The sequence below is a fragment of the Treponema pallidum subsp. pallidum str. Nichols genome (assembly GCF_000410535.2).
In the GTDB taxonomy this organism is placed as follows: domain Bacteria; phylum Spirochaetota; class Spirochaetia; order Treponematales; family Treponemataceae; genus Treponema; species Treponema pallidum.
This window is the reverse complement of record NC_021490.2, coordinates 1070273-1090937: the sequence shown is the minus strand read 5'-3', so window position 1 is coordinate 1090937 and position 20665 is coordinate 1070273. Positions and strand designations below refer to the sequence as shown.

16 protein-coding genes and 2 tRNA genes are annotated in these 20665 nt (G+C 52.8%); 8 read left to right on the top strand and 10 right to left on the bottom strand.

All coding sequences use genetic code 11. The features are described 5' to 3' along the window. Positions 1-22 precede the first annotated feature (22 nt). Entirely contained in the window at positions 23-694 is a 672-nt protein-coding gene (locus TPANIC_RS04935) for a hypothetical protein (protein ID WP_010882444.1), read from the bottom strand. A 177-nt stretch (positions 695-871) separates the two neighbouring features. Continuing rightward, entirely contained in the window at positions 872-3271 is a 2400-nt protein-coding gene (locus tag TPANIC_RS04930) for a DNA translocase FtsK (protein ID WP_010882443.1), read from the bottom strand. A 185-nt stretch (positions 3272-3456) separates the two neighbouring features. Here TPANIC_RS04930 and TPANIC_RS04925 point away from each other — a divergent pair, with 185 nt between their 5' ends. The 4 genes from TPANIC_RS04925 to TPANIC_RS04910 all read left to right on the top strand — a co-directional run bounded on the left by TPANIC_RS04925 (position 3457) and on the right by TPANIC_RS04910 (position 8448). Beyond that, positions 3457-4845 (top strand): alanine/glycine:cation symporter family protein, encoded by a 1389-nt coding sequence (locus TPANIC_RS04925; RefSeq protein WP_014342854.1) that lies wholly within the window; start codon positions 3457-3459, stop codon positions 4843-4845. Between the two features lie 33 nt (positions 4846-4878). Next, positions 4879-6675, top strand: a complete 1797-nt coding sequence (gene sppA / locus TPANIC_RS04920) for a signal peptide peptidase SppA (RefSeq protein WP_014505674.1) — start codon at positions 4879-4881, stop codon at positions 6673-6675. A 59-nt stretch (positions 6676-6734) separates the two neighbouring features. Further along, positions 6735-6808 (top strand) — tRNA-Ala (locus TPANIC_RS04915). Positions 6809-6831: 23 nt separating this feature from the next. After that, the gene (locus TPANIC_RS04910) at positions 6832-8448 is read left to right on the top strand and encodes a hypothetical protein (RefSeq protein ID WP_010882440.1); all 1617 of its coding nucleotides are present in this window, start codon (positions 6832-6834) and stop codon (positions 8446-8448) included. A 29-nt stretch (positions 8449-8477) separates the two neighbouring features. Here the strand turns inward: TPANIC_RS04910 and TPANIC_RS04905 are convergent, their stop codons facing one another. After that, positions 8478-9812 carry a cyclic nucleotide-binding domain-containing protein gene (locus TPANIC_RS04905; protein WP_014342687.1) on the bottom strand — a complete coding sequence of 445 codons (1335 nt, stop codon included), beginning with the start codon at positions 9810-9812 and terminating at the stop codon, positions 8478-8480. 81 nt (positions 9813-9893) lie between these two features. Further along, positions 9894-10775 carry a TatD family hydrolase gene (locus TPANIC_RS04900; RefSeq protein ID WP_235214132.1) on the bottom strand — a complete coding sequence of 294 codons (882 nt, stop codon included), beginning with the start codon at positions 10773-10775 and terminating at the stop codon, positions 9894-9896. Positions 10776-10855: 80 nt separating this feature from the next. Between TPANIC_RS04900 and TPANIC_RS04895 the strand changes: the two genes are divergently transcribed. Both TPANIC_RS04895 and TPANIC_RS04890 read left to right on the top strand, forming a co-directional pair. Next, positions 10856-10941 (top strand) — tRNA-Leu (locus tag TPANIC_RS04895). A 117-nt stretch (positions 10942-11058) separates the two neighbouring features. Further along, the gene (locus TPANIC_RS04890) at positions 11059-12084 is read left to right on the top strand and encodes a septal ring lytic transglycosylase RlpA family protein (protein ID WP_014342852.1); all 1026 of its coding nucleotides are present in this window, start codon (positions 11059-11061) and stop codon (positions 12082-12084) included. Positions 12085-12152: 68 nt separating this feature from the next. Here the strand turns inward: TPANIC_RS04890 and TPANIC_RS04885 are convergent, their stop codons facing one another. The 3 genes from TPANIC_RS04885 to flcA all read right to left on the bottom strand — a co-directional run bounded on the left by TPANIC_RS04885 (position 12153) and on the right by flcA (position 15796). After that, positions 12153-12440, bottom strand: coding sequence for a hypothetical protein (locus TPANIC_RS04885; protein ID WP_010882436.1), 288 nt, complete (start codon positions 12438-12440; stop codon positions 12153-12155). A 32-nt stretch (positions 12441-12472) separates the two neighbouring features. Beyond that, positions 12473-12631, bottom strand: coding sequence for a rubredoxin (locus TPANIC_RS04880; RefSeq protein WP_010882435.1), 159 nt, complete (start codon positions 12629-12631; stop codon positions 12473-12475). 63 nt (positions 12632-12694) lie between these two features. Continuing rightward, positions 12695-15796 carry a periplasmic flagellar collar protein FlcA gene (gene flcA / locus TPANIC_RS04875; protein ID WP_010882434.1) on the bottom strand — a complete coding sequence of 1034 codons (3102 nt, stop codon included), beginning with the start codon at positions 15794-15796 and terminating at the stop codon, positions 12695-12697. Between the two features lie 214 nt (positions 15797-16010). Between flcA and TPANIC_RS04870 the strand changes: the two genes are divergently transcribed. After that, entirely contained in the window at positions 16011-16715 is a 705-nt protein-coding gene (locus TPANIC_RS04870) for a glycogen-binding domain-containing protein (protein WP_235214055.1), read from the top strand. 35 nt (positions 16716-16750) lie between these two features. On the opposite strand, the gene TPANIC_RS04865 is transcribed toward TPANIC_RS04870, so the two are convergent. Continuing rightward, positions 16751-17350, bottom strand: a complete 600-nt coding sequence (locus TPANIC_RS04865; RefSeq protein ID WP_014342681.1) for a MarC family protein — start codon at positions 17348-17350, stop codon at positions 16751-16753. A 90-nt stretch (positions 17351-17440) separates the two neighbouring features. Between TPANIC_RS04865 and TPANIC_RS04860 the strand changes: the two genes are divergently transcribed. After that, positions 17441-17824, top strand: coding sequence for a hypothetical protein (locus TPANIC_RS04860; protein WP_175393422.1), 384 nt, complete (start codon positions 17441-17443; stop codon positions 17822-17824). Between the two features lie 45 nt (positions 17825-17869). Here TPANIC_RS04860 and TPANIC_RS04855 read toward each other — a convergent pair whose 3' ends face one another. Beyond that, a complete protein-coding gene (locus tag TPANIC_RS04855) occupies positions 17870-18754 on the bottom strand; it encodes a DMT family transporter (RefSeq protein WP_010882430.1) in 885 nt (294 codons plus the stop codon). 55 nt (positions 18755-18809) lie between these two features. After that, positions 18810-20618, bottom strand: a complete 1809-nt coding sequence (gene aspS, locus TPANIC_RS04850) for an aspartate--tRNA ligase (protein ID WP_010882429.1) — start codon at positions 20616-20618, stop codon at positions 18810-18812. Between the last annotated feature and the right edge of the window lie 47 nt (positions 20619-20665).

Genomic DNA, 20665 nt, shown 5'->3' with positions numbered 1-20665 from the left:
CACATCCCTTCTCCTACGCTGATCATTCGAGTTCCTCAAGAATTCCTGCCATTTCTTGCCCACAGGATACTCCCCATCTGTCCAACACCTCGTTCATCCGTCGCAGATCCTCACTTGAAAGCACGAAGCACCCTGCACTCCACGCATAATTCGTGTCGCGCCCTAACTTTTCTGACCACCGGTCGTGTATTAACCACCGACCGGTCTGATATCCTTCTGTAGATATTTGCATCGCTTCCCGATCAATCCACTCTCCATCCATATCCCATGTGCGTGTGATTGCGTGTATCCGTCCATGAAACGCGCGGGCAGGCACAAAGCAACGCACTACAAATGCCCCCGGCGCAACCGATTCCCCATGTGCCACCCCAGACCCCGGTGCCATCCGCCCGAAACAATAATTCGCCACGGTTTGTACCATCGCGCCATACAGCACCCGTCCCGCTTTATCCTGTAGTTGCATTGTATCACAACTGTTGTTTGCCCAGTTGTTCTCGAAACTATCGCCTTTGAGTGGATCTACGCGGTAATGGAAACTTATCCTTCTTCTCAATACGTGCATCCGTACGTCCTCTCTCATCATTGTCTCTCCCCGCTGTACATCCGCGCGGTGCGCCGCACTGCAGACACCCTTCCTCCTGTGAGGCTGGTAATCGGCGTTGGAATAAAAGGGCAGGGTATCGCCTGCTTGCATTCTGCCGCCCTTCCTGAGAAGAAGGCGCGCATCGCGCAGTCACTGACTACCCTTCCGGCAGCCTCCGGTGCATCGTGCCTCACCTTTTTTACCCGTGGACACATACCCCAATTGCGCAGTTTCAAAAAGTCCGTTGAACAATCGTTCGTCGTTTTCTTACACGCAGATGTGCAACAACTACGAACGCAAAACATCACGTGGCTTGGATCCATTCGGCGGACCGACCACCCCCCTTGCTTCCATTTCTTCGATTAGGCGCGCGGCGCGATTGTAGCCTATCTTCAATTTACGTTGCACATACGATGTGGACGCTTTACCCGCGTATTGCACTACCTGCACTGCCTGCTCGTATAAAGGATCGCTTTCATCCACAAAATTTCCAGATATACTCGCGTCGTCATCGTCAAAGAAAATTTCTTCATCAAGATACTCAGGCGTTCCCCACGCGCGTACATGGGCGATCACGCGCGCTAATTCTCGCTCGGAAACATACGCACCTTGAATCCGCGTAGGAAAAGACTGACTCGGGTTCATGTACAGCATATCCCCTCGTCCCAGCAATTTTTCTGCGCCCATCTCATCCAAAATAATACGGCTATCCATTTTAGATGAAACCATAAAGGCAATTCTGCTTGGAATATTTGCCTTAATAAGGCCGGTGATGACATCGATTGACGGTCGCTGGGTGGCAAGTACCAAATGGATGCCTACTGCACGGCTCATCGCGCACAAACGCGCAACACTCGTTTCTAATTCTTTGCCAGAGGCAACCATTAAGTCTGCAAATTCATCAATGATAATAACGATGAATGGGAGAGGCTGCGTGGCGATGCTTTTTTCCTGTATTTTTTTGTTGTAGGTCTTAATGTCGCGGCATTCTAATTGCTCAAGAAGCGCATAGCGTCGCTCCATTTCGCACAGGATGTACTGTAGTGCTTGGAGTGCTCTTTTGGGCTCAGTGATGACAGGAGTGAGAAGGTGGGCGATATCGTTGTAGAGCTTTAACTCTACGATTTTTGGATCAATGAGCAGAAGTTTGGTTTCGTCAGGACACTTGTGGTACAGGATAGAGAGAATGAGCGCGTTTACGCATACTGATTTACCCGACCCAGTTGCGCCTGCAATGAGCAGGTGAGGTGTTTGGGCAAGGTCGATAACCTGTGGTTCGCCGGTAACGTCTTTGCCAAGGATGACAGGGATGGCCATACGGTTGCTGCCAGCTGTGCGCGTATGGAGCAGTTCTTTGAATGTAACGAGGGATCGTTTTTTGTTAGGGACTTCCACGCCTATGGCGTGTTTTCCAGGAATGGGAGCGACGATGCGCACGCTTGAAGCAGCAAGCTTGAGCGCAACGTTGTCCTGCAGATTTGTAATTTTTGACAGTTTGATGCCGGGTGGAGGGAGAAGCTCGAACATTGTGACTACAGGACCCTTCTTGATACCGGTGATTTCTACTCGAATGTTGAATTCAGAGAATGTTTCCTCAAGCAGGAGTGCAAGATTCTTGGTGAGCTCGTCAATTCCTTCATATGTGTCCTCTGAGTACTGGTCAAGCAAGTCGTACGGTACTTGGTAGCCGCGGCAAGGGTGCCGAAGCGGAGCTGCTGAGGCAGGAATAGGACGCGGTGGTCCCTGTTCATCGTCTTGCGCAGGAATAAGGGTTTCAGCGGGGGCGACTGAGGGAGCAGAGATAGGAGAGAGGGCCATGACACACGGTGCCTGTGCAGGGATGACAGACGGCAAAGACCCGGGTGACGCGGGGGCGTGAACGTCTGAGGGAAGGTTACTCTGAATGAGCCCGGGCGCTGGGAGCAGGGGGAATGGAGCCTGAGAAGGCACCGATGGCGCCAAAGCAGTTGGCGTGGACACACCGCCACACGCTGCCACCTGCGTGGCAGGCTGCACCTCTGCCTCAGAAATCAAAAATTCTCCCCCCTGGAGGGGAACTTCCGTGGAGAATTGCCCCTCTGGGGGCGCGCTTGCTTCGGGCGTCTGCACATCTGCGGTGGCGCAGGAGGGAGCGGGGGGAGGGGAAACGGTGTCAGGATGATCGGCGGTGGAGGGAGGGAAGGAGGGGTCTTGGAATCCATCAGCGATGAAATCGCGAGGGATACGTGCATGAAACCATACGTAACACCTTTCCCCGTAAATGAGTGCAGCATAGAGCTCTGCTCCCAGCAATGCGAGGAGGCAAAGGACGCATACGATGTCTATCCCTCCCCGCGTTGACGGTGAAATTGACCGTGCAGCGAGTGCGCGTCGTAGCGCGTAGAGACCGTGTTCTCCACACACTGCAGTAATGAACAAGAGTGGGAAGGCAACAAGTGCGCTTTCTGCCCGTAACGAACGTCCGCCGACAAACAAGAGGAGCGCTGTGTGCAAGAGTAACAGCGGCACGAGCAAGGAGGAGAAAGCGTACGTTTCGTAAAGGAGAGTGCCAGGTACGAAGAACCAGTGTGATGCTCGGTGCAAGGTAAAAAGGGGAAGAAACGTGGACAGGGTCAGGAGCACTGCACTGACGAATAGCAGTGTGCCGAAGGTAAGAGCGATAATTCTAGGTAAAGGGGATCGTTCCATGCATTGTCCTGAACAGTTAATCTGTTAGCTTGCACGCCCTGCAGGCTACCGACCCCGACAGAAGGAGCCGAGTGAGGGGAGGAAACAGGCGCGACCCAATATCTTGTAACGGTAAGATGCTTTGCGTTACACTGGACGGGCGTGCTTTGCGCCTATTTTACCCATTGAAGTTGGAAGGAATTTCCATGACCGCGTTTCAGGCGCTGCTTATCCGCCTTGTCGATGCTTTGCACTCCTATATCCTCGTCGGGTGGCTTGTCGTCTGCGGTGTCTTTTTTACCATAAAGACTGGCTGTGTTCAACTTAGTCTTCTGAAGCCTGCGTTTGCAGCGCTGGCTGAAAAGAGGGGGAAAGGAGTTTCATCATTTCAAGCGCTTATGATTTCCACTGCGAGCCGTGTGGGGGCTGGGAACATTGTCGGCGTTGCTACGGCTATCGCCTTTGGAGGAAAAGGGGCAGTGTTTTGGATGTGGGTGAGTGCCTTTTTTGGCGCTGCAAGTGCCTTTGTCGAAAGTACGCTCGCCCAAGCATACAAAACGCGTACTGCGTGTGGTTTTCGAGGTGGTCCCGCCTATTACATCGAAATGGGTCTGAAAAGTCGCTCCATGGGGGTGCTTTTTGCGCTGTGTCTTGTCTTTGCATACGCGTACGGGTTCAATGCACTACAGGCTTATAATATTGTCTCTACTCTCTCTTACTACGGAAAGGATTCTTCTCTGTGGGTCCAGATCCTAGCGGTGTTGCTGTCTTTTCTCCTTGCGTTTGTTATCTTTGGGGGGGTCGCGCGCATTAGTGTTGTCAGTTCGGTGATAGTACCAGTGATGGCTGTGGGTTATGTTTTCCTCGGGCTGTGGGTGTTGGCACTCAATGTGTACAGGCTCCCTGCGCTCTTTTTTGAAATTTGCCGGGAAGGACTGAGCCTCACGGCGTTTGCTGGTGGTACGTTCGGTTCGGTGGTGGTCATTGGAATAAAGCGTGGCTTGCTGTCTCACGAGGCAGGAATGGGTTCGGCGCCTAACGCTGCAGCTTCTGCAGAAGTGAGTCACCCGGTTGTGCAGGGCCTGGTGCAGGCACTCTCGGTGTTTATAGACACGATGCTAATTTGTAGTGTGACTGCTTTTGTGTTGCTGCTCTCTGATGTTGCAGGATCAGTGGATGTGAGCGGAATGCAGTTCGTGCAGCAAGCGCTGTCCAAGCAAGTTGGCCCCGTGGGGGTGCACTTGGTGACGCTTGCGATCTTTCTGTTTGCATTCAGTTCACTGATGGGTAACTATTACTACGCGGAGTCAAACGTACGTTTCATTAAGGACCATAAAATGGTTTTGAGTGTTTTCAGAGTTACCTGTGTCAGTGCGGTATTTGTCGGTGCGCATGCGAGTTTTCATTTTGTTTGGGGTGTTGCGGATCTTTTTATGGTATTTATGACGGTCATCAACCTGATTGCTATCGTGACACTGCATCCGGTGGCGTTGTATCTACTGCGTGACTATCGCAAGCAATATCGTGCTGGGAATGTGCCAGTCTTCTTTCAGGAACATTTGGTATTTCCTGAAAAGATGGCCTGCCGGGAGTAGACGAGGCATAACACACATGAGGTGGAGGTTACAATGTACTCATTGAGAGTTCTCTTTAGGAGGCTGCTTCGTGGGTTAAATGCCGTTCGGTTGGTCAGTTTGAACGTCATTTTCTTTCTTTTGTTGTTCTTGTTTTTCAAAGTGCTAGTTGGTGACCGTAGCCGAAGGCCGTCTCAGAAGGTGGTACAATCTGGGACCGTGTTGCTGATGAGACCGGTTGGCGTTGTTACTGAGCAACGGCCGCGTGTTAATTTGGGCACCGTGTTCTTGAACCCAAAGGGATCGGCGATCCTTCTTTCTGATATTACCCAGGCGCTGCGCAACGCAGCCACCGATCGACGCATTGAGTCCGTTTTTTTCGATCTGTCCAATATGAGTGGTTGGACGAGCGGACATTTTGTGGAAATGGAATCCGCTCTGTCTGAGTATAAAAAGTCAAAAAAGCCGCTCTACGTTTTTTCTACCTCTTACAGTTTGGCTGACTATTACATCGCCTCTTTTGCTGATGAAATTATCCTTGATCCGATGGGGTCTGTGGATCTGTCGGGCTTTTACACGGAAACTCTCTTTTACGGAGGTATGGAGGAAAAGATTGGGGTGCGTTGGAACGTCGTGCATGCTGGGGTGTACAAGGGCATGGCTGAGATCTTTTCTAGGAAGGATTTTTCTCCTGAGGTTCGCAGAAATTATCAGTCTGTATTTGCGCGTCTGTGGCAGCAGTATCTCAGTGATGTTTCGCGTAATCGAGCACTAGAGGTGCAGCATCTTGCCCGTTACGCGGATCGTCGCCTTGAGCTCCTGCAGAAGTATAACGGAGACGGTGCGCGCACCGCATTGGCGGAAAAGTTAGTAACGCGCGTATGTTCCTACGATGAAGCTGGCGTTGCGCTCAAATTTTTAAAAGAAGACGACTACGAATCTGCAAAAAATTTCGTTGGTCTAGACGATTATAATCGTGACCGTGCACAGCGGCAGGTGCAGGATCAGGTGGGGATTATTCATCTTGCAGGACCGATTGCTGCACACAGGGATACGGAACTCGGCGGAACGATCAGCGACGAGGTTAGTGCTTTGTTGGATGTCGCGATGAGTGATCCGGATATTAAGGCAGTAGTGTTGCGTATTGATTCCGGTGGGGGAGAGGTGTTTGCTTCTGAACGTATCCGCCGCGCGCTTGCGCGGGCAAAGCGTCGAGGCAAGAAGCCAGTGATAGTATCGATGGGTGCGATTGCTGCGTCTGGTGCGTACTGGGTTGCTTCTGCAGCCGATTACATCTTCGCATCCCCCTATACCATCACTGGTTCCATAGGGGTGCTTTCGGTACTACCGACATTCGAAACGTTTTTAGAGCGATATGCGGGGATCACTGTCGATAGCGTACAGGTGCACGGCGTTCGCCAACCTTCTTTGCTCAGGAGTGGAACGGCTGAAGACACCGCGCGCATGCAGCTTGATGTGATGGCGACGTATCGTACTTTTCTTTCGGTTGTTTCTGCCGGGCGTAACCTTACCCTTGATCGGGTGGCGGCGGTTGCAGAGGGTAGGATTTACGCGGGGGAGGACGCAGTTTCCCTAGGCTTGGTTGATGCGCTAGGCGGACTAGATGAAGCGGTAGCACATGCAGCGAAAGAATCACATTGCAGGCAGTATTCGGTGAGAGTTTTGAAGCGGAGCGCCACGTACGGTGAAGAATTTCTGCAGTCCCTGTGGGATGTCCTGCAGAAACGAAGTCTTGCTTTTGGAGAGCGTGTGATCATTGGAGAGTTACTCCAGCTTGACCTAAGCAAGGGCACCTACGTATATGAGCCGCTGCGCTTGCATTGGCGTTGACGGGCACTGCTACGCTTGATCGAGCGCAGCGTTGTTTGCTACGGTTGGCGCCGGTTTTTGGGGATGTAGCTCAGTTGGTTAGAGCGCTTGCATGGCATGCAAGAGGTCAGGGGTTCGATTCCCCTCATCTCCATCGCCGTGTGTGAGGGAGGGGGTGTGTCTGATTTAGGTTTAGATCCGGATCTGTTAGCTCTGCTGCAAGATACGCCGCAGGGTGTGCCGTCTGAGCATTCTTCTGCAGGGAAGGGTACAGCGATGTCGCCTACCGGGACGCGAGATCCGAGTGACGTTGATCTTTCTGAGCGTAGTTTTCCCTTGGTTACTGAGTTTCAAAGCAAGACCCCGCACCAGTTTTTTGAGTCAGCAGAGTTTTATAAACGTGTCGTTTCGGATGAGTTGGAAGTTGGGCAGCGTGCGCATGCGGCTTTGGCGCGCTATTTGTCCACCACTGACTTAAAGGATCGCTCTGTGTGCCGGCAGCAGCTTATTAGCAGTTACTGGCAATTAATGGCACAGATATCGGGGAAAATCGGCGGTGGGTCGGCGTGCATGGAAAAGCGTTACGCATTGCGCTATGGACTGTTGCTTCCTACCTTGTTGACCGCATCCCAGAAAGATATCTTCGCGCGGATTATTGAGACGAATAGTTTGCAGCAGCCTCTTTATTATCTGGATGAATGGCTGATTGCGATTGGTTCTGGAAAGGTTCGCCCTTCAAGCACCGACGAAGTGCAAGTAAAAAGGAAAGACGATGTCGCACGCGTACGGCAGGCGTATGATAAAGCGTGCGGGCAGTTGCAGAGTTCTGAGCGTCTGTTGCAGGTGAGGTCGGCGGAGCGTGCCCGTGTGGAAGAGGAGGTGAAGAACAGAATTTCGCGTCTTTTCGTGCACGAATCCATTGAAGGTCTCCCTGGGGTGACAGCAGGTTTCAACGAGGCGCAGAAGCAAGGAATCTCGGAGATCCATGAATTGTTAAAAAAGTTGTTGGGTATAGATCGGGAGTTTAATGGGTTATATGCGGGCTACCGCGCTTCACAAGACGCAGTGCATTCCCTGCGAGAGAAACTAGATGCGCCCAATGCGGAGAACAGTTCAGCAGTGAGTACGGAGTACGATACCGTGCGCCAAATGATAAAGATGAGCTGCGGGCGCCAGGGCAACCATTTCCCCCTCTTGTCCAGAGAGTATTTCCGTTCTGCGGAGCATGAGATTGGCACGCGGGAAAATGTATTGAAAATTATGGCTTGGATTGAAGGTCTGGATCCGGAAGCGTATTGCCGTCAGTATAAGCAGCAGGTAAACAGGATTCCGCCATTCGTGGTGCTGTTGCCTTCTTATGGGGACATAGGATTTTGTTGGGAGCCGTTTGATCGTTACAATCGCGTGACAAGCCGTGGACGCGTTGCGGTGCCTATGTATGGAAGGAGCTTGAAGCTTGCAGTTATTACCGCGACGGCGGATTTACGTTGGCAGGTTGCAAAGGAAAAGGCTTCGTATTACTGGATGGAAGAGGGCTTGACGGGGAATTATTATCAGTGGTTTCAACCCCAAAAATTAAGGGGTGATGTAAAGGAGTATTTTATTGCCGATTACACGACCTGGCTCCTGAAGGAAAGCGAGGGCATCCAGAAACTGGACAAAGAGGTCCGCAATGTCTTTTGGCGCTACATCCCCTTTCCCCAAAAAATCAAAGACGAACTCAAGACAAAGTCCTTTGTGTACCAAGAGCTTTGTCAGAAGGACGCCAATCGCCAGGTATCTGACGGCTATTGATAGTTTCTCCTGAATCGGTTGGTGTCCTGTCATGAGGGGATAGCTTGTGCGCCGGTGTCGGGTGTTCGTTGACCGAGAAGGGTCAGGGTGTTTTTAAGCTTCGCGCTCTCGCGCGATTGATGGGCAAGTCTACCTGCAAGCAGGCGTGCGAGGTAGATCCCATAGTGAGGATGATCCTCAATCAGTGAGATGAACTTCATCTTTGATATCTTTACCAGTGTGCCTTCGCCTACTGATACAATCGTTGCAGAGCGCCGGTTGTTGAGCAAGAACGACATTTCCCCGATGAATATGTCTGATGGGGTCAGCATGGACATGAACTTGTTATCCACGTACACTGCGAATTTCCCCGACGAAATGTAGAAAAGGGAACTGGATTCTTCGTTCTGGTAACATACCACCTGGGCATCCCGGAACGTTAGTACCTGTTGGTTTTTCAAAATTGAAGGCACAAGGTTCGCGACGTTTTCCTGGTTGTCAATTTCAAACGTCACCTCGTTGCCCACGTCGTTATAGCTGAGCCTTTTGACAAAAATTTCTGTCATTTTTATGCCCATACCGTGTAGACCAGGTTTGCACGCGCTTGCCATGCGGCTTTTCCAATCAAAGCCTGTGCCTTCGTCACGAATGGTAATGCGTGTACGCTGCAGTGTAATGTCATAGGAAATATAGATTTTTTTCGCGCTAATGCGCGGGTCCTGCTTGCGCAGAGCAATCAAATCAAAGATATCCTTGCGCTGTTCGAGCCACTCTGTTTTTTCGTCGTAGCTAATGCCGCAGTTTCCGTGCTCCAGTGCATTGAGTAACAGTTCCATCATTGCGCCTTCAAACGAAGTGCGTTCAAGCTCATTGATACGGTTGGTATTGTACAGGTACGAACTAATCAAGCTGGCGTAAAAGGTAATCTCAAAGGAATCGGTGTCGCAGATAAAATTTCCCTGCTCGTGTCCATGTGCTTGGTGCACGAGGCTGCGACTAGAAAGAAAGTGTCGGTTTCTGTCCACGATTCGCACAACCTGGGAGGCATGCGCTTCAAATTCCTGCCGCGTGGAAACTGAAAGGAAATTCGGGTCTTTGCGATTTACGATTTTTATTTTTTCTTCCATCGAGTTAGTGATAGCAATCACCCCACCAAATAGAAGCCAAGGATCATCCTTTATAATTTTTAAACACGCTTCGCTGTCGACGTTTGGGTCACCAAAATCAATAATCTTAATCTCAGGCATCTCGAAGCGAAAAACGGATGCTATCTCATTCAGACGAGAGAGCGTCTGAATGTGTATATCCACGCGTTCTCCAGTACACGCACCGTTAATGGCAGATATGGTAGACGTAACCGTACTGATAAGAGGTATTTTGCTCATACTCATAATCCTTTGTTATAGAAATCGAGCCACGGTAATCATCGGTTGACTTATCATTCGAGAATGAGATCTGGCTACGCATTAGGTATATCGTGTGGGGGCATGCGCTTGGGAACATGCTTCTGTCGGTTCTTGCGCTTCAAAAAGGGCACAGCAGTTTGCAAACACGTGCTGTGCTAAAGCCTTCTCACTTATACCAAGGATGTTTGCTACCAACGCGTAGGTATGTCGGACATACTCGGGTCTGTTGTGTGTTCCTCGATGCGGTACTGGAGCGAGGTAGGGAGTGTCCGTTTCTAACAATAGACGATCCAGAGGGATACTCCGAATAAGCGCATCGCGCGCGAGAAGTTCGGATGTCGTCTTTGCGTACGTAAGTGTGCCTGCACAAGAGATGTACAAACCACGTTCTAAAAAAGCGTGTGCCTCAACGACTCCGTACGAGAAACAATGCATCACACCCTTTCTCCACCCCACTGAGTCCAGGCAACGGAGTGTCGGTTCAAAAGCGTCCCGTGAATGAATGATGAGCGGCAGGTTCTGAGCTTTCGCTATAGAGAGCTGTGCCTTAAAAAGATACTCCTCTGCATCAAGATCTGGTGTACCGCGCACACCAGATCCTTTCCGTGCTTTGCACGCTACCTGAGGGCCATTCCAGTGTCGGTCAAGACCGCATTCACCCAAGGCTCGGTAGGGCGCCTGTTCTGCGCACAGGGCACGCACGTCTGACCGAAGCAGTGAAAGGGCTGTCTCAGGATGCGCAATGGGCTCCGGCGCAGGCCGGACCCCTACAGAGAAGTGCAGACAAGAAGGAAGCGAGCGCCCCGCGCAGGCCTGCAGGAGCAGAGCCTTTCTTTCCTGATAATCCCCTGCGCGCGTACCGACCTCCATGAGAAACGGGAAGCGTGCAAGGTCCAGCTGTCTGAAGAGGGATTGAGGATCCTCACTTTGCTTTACAAGCAGCGCAAGGTGGCAGTGCGAATCACTGTATATGTTGACCTCCCGGCTACTTACCCGCTACAGTGGCAGCACGGCCGCACAACGCTGGAGTGATGGAATTGGTAGACATCAGGGACTTAAAATCCCTTGACCGGCAGCGGTCGTACGAGTTCAAGTCTCGTCTCCAGCAACCCACTGCGCCCCTACCTTAAAAGATTTCAACCTTTTTGTCCATATTCCGATAAGCGTCGGGGGTGTCTTGTGAAGCATCGTTTTGCTCGGGTGAAGCCTTTGGAAGGAGTGTTGAATGATGGACAAGCGTGTCGTTGCAGTGGCTGCAGTATTGTGGAACGTGCAGATGCTTTTTGCAGCCGGCGAGGTAATCGTTCCGGAAGGGTATGCTTCCTACTATGCGGAGTCTTTTAACGGAAGACCTACCGCAAGTGGGGAGATTTTTGACATGAACGCGTATACTGCCGCGCACCGCACGCTTCCCTTTGGTACGGTTGTGGAGTTGACGAACTTGGACAACGGCAAAAAGGTAATCGTGCGCATCAATGATCGGGGACCTTACGCTGCAAATAGAGAGATTGACGTGTCAAAGGCTGCAGCTGTTGCGTTAGACATGCTGAACGCGGGGGTGGCGCGCGTCTCCATACACAAGGCAGATCCGAATGCGCACGCTTCACAGCAACGCAACGATAGGCAGACTTCTCCTGGTGTCTTACCTCAAGATTCCTTTGGTGTTCCGCCTACTGCTCCCACGTCCAGTGCGCCTGTCATGTATGCGGATCCTCATAATCCACCGCCAGCTCCTGTCGGAAGGAGGGCTGGAACTCCGGGTGTGCCGGGAGTGGCGAATACAACGGATGTCCCCGCTTCGGAGTATGGTGCGCCGCCTGTCGCGTACGCAGCACCGGGTTCGACTCCCAGTCGGGTTCCCTATGGGACGGCCGTGCCTGGCTCCGCTGCACCTAACTCGCACGCGCAGCCTGTTCCTTCGTCTTCTTCCTATGCGGCTGCTGCGCCTCTTCCCTACGCAGCTGGTGGCGGGAAGGTGTCAGGGATGAAGTCGGTGTATACGCCAACCCATTCGGGGGAAACGCGGGGGGTGCTTTGGCGTATACAGTTGGGAGCCTTTGTTCGTGAGGAGAATGCGCTCCGCTTGGTAGTTAAGCTGCGCGAGGCGGGCTTTGATCCTTCATATGAGCGAACAGAGCACGCGGTGCGCGTGGTGCTGCCGGGGATACGCCCCGCGGACCTAGAGAGGGTAAAGCACGCGCTGAAAAGGGGAAGGTTTCACGATTACGTTATCCGCCAGGAAAGTTGGTAGTGGGAAATCCTGCACCCCCTCAGGCTAAGCCTGAGGGGGTGCAGGATCTTCAGCAAAGGAGGAGGCGGCTAGAGGACAACCGCCTTTTCCCCTGGTTCGGAGGCAATGCCGAAAACTTTTGCGATGTCCTGCGCGCTGTACCTGCTCCCTGAGCGGGCGTTGTAGGCGGAGGCGACGGCCTCCAGTGCTTCTGTCGAGCGTTCCCAAACGGCGCAGGCAGCCGCCTCTCGGAAGGCCCCCGCACTGAGAAGTTCCTGCAGGGAACTCCTGCTGTGCTTCAGCACGCGGGCCCTGTCCACTACTGCCCGTTGACCGTCGTAGCCGATCGTACCGACGAAAGCGTCCTTTTTTTTCACTGGATCGTTCCCCTTTCCTCTAGGCAGAAGAGCTACACTTTCACAAAACTTGTCTTGTCCACCCCACAGAGTGGACACTCCCAGTGGTCCGGTAGGTTCTCAAACGCAGTACCCGCGGGAATGCCCCCGTCTGCATCCCCTACCTCTGGATTGTATCCCCAGCCACACAAATCACACATGTACGTTCCCATCAGTCGCCTCCTCTCAGGGGAGACTACCCTGTTTCGGTCATGCAGGCAAGCGGGCACCGTTGGCTAGTTCTCTTGTTCCTTTTGGATGGGCGGTTCTTCGTGCTCAAGTAGGAGAGGAATGTCGTCGTACAGTTCTGGCTGAAACTCTGTGTAGGGGCGTGTCATGTGATGGACGTTTAGGTATGAAAGACCGGTAGCTTGTGAGCGCACCCTGGTTTCAGGGTGACGGGTGAGTGCGTCCCATGCACGAGAGGATTCTGCAAACAGAGTTAACGCCCGTGCATTTTTCCGCGAATCTCCATGAGTCGTTGCCAAACGGTGCAATACTACGCCCAGGTTATTACACGTGCGCATGTACAAATCAACAAACGCGGCGTCCGCCTTTTCTATGTGGGGGAGCATGACACCGCGTCTTGTACGCTGCGCATCTAACAGTTCAAGTAACTGCTCGTAGTACCCCTGGGAAGCAAAGTAGTCACCACGTTTACACAACAGGGTGCCGAATCCATATAAAAGGTGCTTATCCTGAGGATTGTGCTCGTACGCTGCATTCATTGCCCGAATCGCTTCGGGGTAGTTGTTTTTTTTGTGCTGAATATACCCTATTTTGTATTGAACCTCAGGAGTATCAAGTAACTGCGCCCGCGCATGCTGGTAGTGCTCCAACGCAGAGTCATAGTTTTTGTAGATAAAGTAGTCCATATCTGCATAGTCACGGTACAGTTTTCCAATAGTCCGATGCGGCGGTAGGTCACGCATTACGATATAGCTGCGATAGCGCGTAAGTGCCTGGGTGAATATTTCGCGGGCAGCAGCGTGTCCCTTTTCCTCCAGGAGTAACGTACCGAGCAGGCGCATCGCGTCAATTTCACGCAGTGTACGCCTGACTGTGGAATGTGGCATGTGCGGGTAACGGTTGACAGCTTGCTGAAGGAGTTCCCGCGCGCTGTCCTTGCGGTGATTGTAGACAAAGAATTTTCCAAGGTAATAAGCCGCATCCGCAGACATAGGATCCGCCTTAAAGGCCCGCTCAAGTAATGCGCGCAGATCCTCAATCTTTGACTGCAATGTAAGGGAGTCACTGGGTTGAGATTCATAGCGTTTCTCTAAAAGGTATCCACTGAGTTCTGTCAAATCTTCAGGAGCGATCCTAGCGCGCGTATTGGTAAAGTGTGCCTTAAGAGGAAGTACCTGCGCGAGCTGATCTGTTCTGATAAAATAGCGCATCATGCGTGCAAGATACGCATCGCGCGTGCCGTGGGAAGCGATGAGTGATTGGTATGTTTTTCGAGCCTGCTCGTATTGAGCAGGGTCCTCTTCTGCCCACTCTAGATATACGTCTCCGAGTGCGCTGAGGATATCAGGATCATTTGGATGATGGTCGAGTCCCTGCCGACGCAGTGTCGTTTCTGCCTGTTCGTATTTGCGCAGCTCATTGCAGAGCATGTGCGCATATTCAATGCTCCCCTGTTTGGGATGCCGGAAATCAAAGAGTAACTCGGTGTAAATTTGTTCAGCACGTGTATATTGTTTTTTGTCACGTAAGGCACGCGCATAACGAAAGTACCAGTGTTTTATCTTCCAGTACTGTTTGGCGTGTTCAAAGTTAGTGTGTGCATCTTCGTAGCGGTCCAGTTCTAATGCATGGTACCCTGCGCGGTAGCTCAGGTGCGCATGAAGGGGTTTGTACAGAAAGTGCCAGGAGAGGACTGCAAGCGAAAGGATGAAAATGAGTATGGCCGCTGAGCTGGCCGTCAGGGGAAGCACCGTGTGTTTCGCGATGTAGGGAAGGGAAGACTTCTCGCGTTCGTGTGCGGCAGCTGACTTGCGTTCAAACTTTCTGGGAATATGCAGCGGCTTTTTTAGAATGTGCTCGAGTTGAGTAGCAACCGCTTTTGGCGAGGCGTTGTTTGCAATGCTGCTAATGAGCGCATAACCCTCTTTGTCCGAGGTCTCCTCTGAGGACAGGTATTCTTGAACCGCAATACGTACAGGAAGGGGGAGGGCGTCGAGCCGCTGGAGAAAGCGTTGATATTCCGTTTCGCTTATGGTCTGTGCTTGGTCTGCGTCGGCGGTTGTATCAGGACTGAAATAGGGGCTCTCAGATTCTCTCGCAAATTCTTGGAATTTACCGGGAAGTTCAAAGCCATCAGCGGGGAAAGGAGGTATCTGCACGCTTTCTTCAATGGGGAATTGGGCGACCAAGTTATCCGCAGACCCAGGGGAAAAATTAGGATCAGAGGCACTAGGCCCTAGGGCAGACGCATCAGCGTGCACAGTCTGCGATTGTGGCGAGGTGGTACCCGTTTCCTGCGTCTGCGTGGGGTGCTCAGAGAGCGCTGGGGTGATTTCAATCTCAGTGAGAGCAGAGTTAGAAGAATCAGGGGCGTCTGGTGTAGGAGGCGCTACCTGGTCCAGATCAAACGCAGGGAAGTCATAGGATACAGGTTCCTCTTGCGAGCGTTTCGTCTCTTGGTCTTCTGGATGCAACCCTTCTAGAAGGGATTCAGGTACCTGAGCGGCGAACTCATCTGCATTCTCGGGGACCACGCGTTCGCCATTTGCCGAATCAAGATCAAGAGAGGCGAGCAATGCGTCAAAGTGTTGTTGATTCTCGCTGGTTTGCCCTCCTGTCGCAGGCATCTGGTTAAATCCGGCGTCTTCCTCCTGCACGGCGGACTCCTGGAGACCTTTTTCTCCGGGCACTGGTGTTTCTTCCGGGTCAAGAGGTAGGGGGGGGACAGCATGCTCGGTTTCAAAAAGAGGATCCGGTGGTGCACTCCAGGCAGCAGTCGGCATAGTTTCCGGTGTCCGCTCTTCAGAAAAGAGAGAAATCTCCGCCGCTGGCTCCTGTGCGGAGTCATGCATTCGAGTCTGTGGTGCGTGCGCATCTTCCTGCACGACCTCCTCTCCCGAGGCAACGCTCGATGCTTCTGTGTCAGGCTCAAAGGGGCGCTGCCCATGTGCGGACACAGGGCCAGAAGCTGACGCGGATGCAGGCGCGGACTGCCGCTCAGGCGTGGGCGCAGGCTGTGCCCCGTCGGGGGTAGATTCAGGAGGTGGTAGGTCATCGTACAGAGTACCCCAAGATTTGAGGGTGTCTGGCTCATTCCCAAGAGTCTTGAGCTCGCGAGCAAACTCTGACAGGTGTTGTGCACTCGGCATTGCGCGTTATACTCCCCGCCCTCGTATCGGTTTTTTTTGTGGAGGAGTGAAGTCTGCCAGGAGGACAGGTTTCCCTTTAGCATGCGCATGCATATCCCGAAGCTGTGCGCGGTATGGGTTTCGGGTGTGCCGCGCTTTTGCGAGTTCGCCAGGACCGGTGGTATGGGGGTGTGTTCGTGGTGGTGCGCTTTGCCGGGGAGGATCGAGAAACTCGATGAGAGGATGTGCGCTTGGTGTCATGCTCGTTTTGTCTGGTGCTGTCGGACTCTGCGCGGCTGGACTTGATCCGACGCAGCGCCGCGCGCTTATCGAGTCTATTTCCCGCGTGGAAGCGCCTCGGATTCAGGGGCGCTGCGTCGTGTTTACTGCGTCAGGGGCAGCGCGCCACGTGGGTATCGCGTTTGAGCACGAAGGGTACCGCCCGATATACTCGTTCGTGCGCCTCAGTCAAGAGAGCGCCCAGAATCTCACTGAACGCTCCGTTCTTTTCCATATCGCGCCTATTCCTGAAGGGTGTTCGCGTTTAAGTTACCGGCTTGTGATTGATGGGTTGTGGACTACCGATCCTGAAAATAGCTTCGAAAGCTACGATCACCGCGATGGCATGTCCATTTCTTACCTCGATGTGCCGTCTCACGAATCGTATCAAACCCAGCATACGGCCGCGGGCACTCGGTTTGTGTACCAGGGTGCAGCGGGACAGACTATCCACCTTGCAGGTACGTTTAACAACTGGGATCCATTCATGTACTCTCTGGAAGAGGTGCGTCCCGGCCACTACGAGCTAGAGCTTCCCCTCCCGCCTGGAAGGTGGCTCTATGCCTTCGTCAAAGATGGCACTTCTTCCTTTGACACCCAGAGCAACGCCCGCGCATACCTGGCAGATGGCAGAGTCGCGAACGTTGTCGTCGTCCCCTAAGCCCGCACGTACGCAGCGGGTAGTTTTCCTTCTTGCTAGGAAGTGGCAATAATGCCCCGGGCTCCCTCAACACACATCTGGATGGAAAGAATGAGCAGCAAGATACCTGTGATTCGCTCAAGCGCGGTAATTCCCTTTTCTTTAAGAAGACGGTATAGACACGGTGCGCTTATCATAATAAGACACGCGAGCGTCCACGCAACAAGCAGCGCAGCACAGGTGGCGAGACGGGATGTCCCCTTCGTCTCTCCCATAATTACCAGCGTGGTGAACGCCGAAGGACCTGCGATCATGGGAGTGGCGATGGGAACAATAAACGGTTCCTCTTCTGTGGTGGAGGGGAGCGCGTGTTGATCAGGAAATACCATCTTGATGCCAACGAGAAAGAGAATGACGCTTCCGGCCATTTTCATTACTCCCGTTTCTAGCTGGAACAAAGATAGGAAAACTTTTCCGCAAAAAAGGAAGGAGAGCATGAGCACCAGTCCTAGAAGCAGTTCTCTAAAAATGATCCGGGTATGACGCTCAGCTGGCACGGTGCGCAGCACAGACAGTACCACCGGTATGTTCCCAATCGGATCGATAATAAACAGCAAGGTAAACGCAGTAGACCAGATGTGTGTCCAAGTACTCATACGAGGGGTGAGTATACGAGAAGAACCTCGCGTGCGGCAATCTCCGTTACCTTGTGTGGGTACAGCGCGCGTGCAGCATTTTTTCTGGCTGTGGCGCTTACGGTGGGGGTGTGTGTCGCTGCATGTAAAACCGCGCCGCGCGCAGATACCCATTTCGTGCATATCTTCGTGGCGGATATGTTCCACATCTCGTACGAAGCGCTGCCTTGCACTGTCCATTTCGAGCATGCAGAGCATGAAACGTACCGTACCGACATTAACGGACGCATTACGGTACCGCTTGGTGGTCGTCGTGTTATAGGTGTGAGCTACGATTTTACTCAGTACCAGCGCCCCTCAGGGCGGCTGCTTGCGAGAAAGGATTTTCTCCACGTTGTCGCTGTACGTGACGCGCCGCACGACGGCAAATACGCGGTGGAAGTTCCTGTGCACGTCACGCGCACCTGCCTCATTCTTTTACCGAGAAAAATCTAAGCATGGGGTAGACCATGTGCTTCGCGTACGTGCGTGCCATCGGCTCTAGCGTGTGTGCGACGGCACGGTGGGTTCTTTCCGTTCACGCTCGCGCGCAAACACGTACAGGGCAATGGCGAGAATGATACCGATGCCCGCTACGGTCCAGTGGTCGGGCACCTCTTTAAAGTACAAGAAACCGATGCCCGTCGAAAATAAGATGTGGGTATAGTCAATTGGAATCGACTTTTTTGGCGCGTATCGATACGCAACAGTGAGAAAAAACTGTGCACCTGCTACTGCCACTCCTGCGGCCCACAGCGTAAGCACTTGCGGTGAGCTCATCGGTTGGTACTGCCATATAAATGCAGGGAGCAGCAATAGCAGCGATCCGAAGGAAAAGAAAAAGATAACCAAGAACTTCTCTACGCCACGGGTGGAGAGGTAGCGTACGCACGTGTGCGCAGCTCCCGTCATCATGCCTCCTACTGCGCCAATACACGCGGGAAATACACGGTGAGAAAGGGTGTGACTCGGCTTGACCACGAGCGTGCCTGCAGCAAAGGCACCACAGAGGGCGACGACTTGATACGGCGCAATGCGTTCTCCCAAGAAAAGGCAAGAAAACAGTATGGTAAAGAACGGAGAGAGCTTCGAAAGCAACGACGCGTCTGCCAATGTTAAGCGTTCTACTGCGTAGAAGTTTGCGACGATTGCTAGCGTCCCGCACACGGTACGCAAGGAGAGCATGGGGAGATCCTGCACGTGGACGCGGGTACGCGCACGAAAGAGCATAGATCCCGAGATGAGCGTTGAGACCAGGTTACGCGTAAATGCCTTCTGAATAGAGGGGAGATCCCCTGCAAGACGCACAAAGACGCTCATCACGCTAAAGCAAAAACTCGAGCACATTAGGCACAAAGTACCCTTTTGCTTCTCAGTAAAAGCCATGTACCCCTCCCCCCCCTGGTAGGTATTTTACGCCGACGAGCGAGTAGCGATGCCCCTAGACGTGTACAGTGAGGTGTAACTCGTCAAGCTGACGCTTATCGAGCACGCTAGGACAATTGTCCAGGGGGCTGGCGGCGAGTGTATTTTTAGGAAAAGCAATGACGTCTCTAATTGACTCGCTTCCTGTCATGAGCATCACGAGGCGGTCCAACCCGTGTGCGATGCCGCCGTGCGGCGGCGCGCCGTATTTAAACGCTTCTGTGAGAAACCCGAACTTTTCCCCCGCTTCTTCAGGATCTAATCCCACTATCTTAAAGATGCGTTTTTGCAGCTGTGTGTCGTGGATACGAATTGAGCCTGAAGCCAGCTCATACCCGTTGAGCACCAAATCATAGAGGTCACCTTTTACCGAACCGGGATCTTGCTCGAGCGTCTCAAGATACTGTTCCTGAGGAGCAGAGAACATGTGATGAGCAGGGTCCCACTTGTTTTCCGCTGGGTTCCATTCAAAGAGGGGAAAATCAACGATCCACACGAAAGAAAACAACTCCTTCTCTGGGAACGACTCGTCCCTGATAAGAGCGCTGCGCACTGCGCCGAGTGCGACGCAGCACACGCGGTGCCGGCAATCGGCGACAAAGAGCAACAAGTCTTCATCCTGAGCAGAAAGTCGCCGGCGTACTTCGGACTCTACCCCTGCAAAAAACCTTGCGATACCCCCCTCGAGGCCTCCACCGGTTGCCTTAAGCCAAAAAAGGTGGTGCGCCTCATGTGCTCGAGCGATAGACTCCAACGCTTCGATTTGCCTACGGCTGTAGCAACGTGCCTTGCCCGGAAGAACGAGTGCTCTGATGCTGCCACCCTGTGCGACGACTTCTTCAAACGGGGTGAACGTGCCAAGCATTCCCATAAAGTCTGCATTCTGCAGGACCGGTTTGAAGCGCATGTCTGGCTTATCTGTTCCATATTGGTCTAGCGCCTGCGCGTAGGTAAGCCGAGGAAAAAAGGTAGGCAGTTCGACACCGATGCTGGTTCTAAACACGTACCGAAGCATATCCTCGTTCACCCGCATAACATCGTCTCGAGAAACGAAGCTCATCTCAAGGTCTATCTGGGTAAATTCTGGCTGACGATCGCCTCGTGCATCCTCGTCTCGGTAGCAACGGGCAAGTTGGAAATAGCGGTCAAACCCTGCCACCATCAGAAGCTGCTTGTACAGCTGGGGGGACTGTGGCAGGGCATAGAAACGCCCGGGGCACACTCGGGAAGGGACAACAAAGTCACGTGCCCCCTCGGGGGTAGAGCAGATGAAGGTGGGAGTTTCGATCTCGATGAAACCTTTCATACTTAAAAACTGCCGTATGGCCAGGGCAACGCGTGAGCGCAGTGCAATGCGCTCCTGCATGCGCTGAGAGCGCAGGTCGAGGTAGCGATATTTTAAGCGTATATCTTCGTGCGCATGCACAACATCATCAACGCGGAACGGAAGCACAGCATTCTCCGAGAGAACGTACAGCGTGCGAGCGTGCACCTCCACCTCCCCGGTATGCAGGGCGCGATTTATCATTGAAGGAGGTCGCTCTCGCACCACGCCTTCGACTGCAAGACAGCATTCCAACCGTATGCGGTTTACCGTGGACCACAGGCTAGCGTTTTCCTCCTGGCTCACTATAACCTGCACTATTCCGGACCTATCGCGCATGTTAAAGAAACTAACGGTTCCGTGCGACCGCTTTCGGTGGACCCATCCATTGAGCACAACTACCGTTCCGACGTGGCACCTGCGCAGCTCGCCACAAGCTATAGTCCTTCTCGGATAATCCATGACCTGCCCATCATACCATGGGGTGTGAGCGCTATACAATCACGGGTTCTTTTGTCTGGTGTTCATCGGGCAGCGTGTACCACCTG

Bases quoted from the DNA above. Each gene is read 5' to 3' on its own strand.
- TPANIC_RS04870 (WP_235214055.1), top strand. From the start codon at position 16,011: ATGAGAGGATGTGCGCTTGGTGTCATGCTCGTTTTGTCTGGTGCTGTC.
- flcA (WP_010882434.1), bottom strand. From the start codon at position 15,796: ATGCCGAGTGCACAACACCTGTCAGAGTTTGCTCGCGAGCTCAAGACT.
- TPANIC_RS04890 (WP_014342852.1), top strand. From the start codon at position 11,059: ATGATGGACAAGCGTGTCGTTGCAGTGGCTGCAGTATTGTGGAACGTG.
- TPANIC_RS04865 (WP_014342681.1), bottom strand. From the start codon at position 17,350: ATGAGTACTTGGACACACATCTGGTCTACTGCGTTTACCTTGCTGTTT.
- TPANIC_RS04880 (WP_010882435.1), bottom strand. From the start codon at position 12,631: ATGGGAACGTACATGTGTGATTTGTGTGGCTGGGGATACAATCCAGAG.
- TPANIC_RS04925 (WP_014342854.1), top strand. From the start codon at position 3,457: ATGACCGCGTTTCAGGCGCTGCTTATCCGCCTTGTCGATGCTTTGCAC.
- TPANIC_RS04930 (WP_010882443.1), bottom strand. From the start codon at position 3,271: ATGGAACGATCCCCTTTACCTAGAATTATCGCTCTTACCTTCGGCACA.
- TPANIC_RS04905 (WP_014342687.1), bottom strand. From the start codon at position 9,812: ATGAGCAAAATACCTCTTATCAGTACGGTTACGTCTACCATATCTGCC.
- TPANIC_RS04935 (WP_010882444.1), bottom strand. From the start codon at position 694: ATGCAAGCAGGCGATACCCTGCCCTTTTATTCCAACGCCGATTACCAG.
- TPANIC_RS04855 (WP_010882430.1), bottom strand. From the start codon at position 18,754: ATGGCTTTTACTGAGAAGCAAAAGGGTACTTTGTGCCTAATGTGCTCG.
- sppA (WP_014505674.1), top strand. From the start codon at position 4,879: ATGTACTCATTGAGAGTTCTCTTTAGGAGGCTGCTTCGTGGGTTAAAT.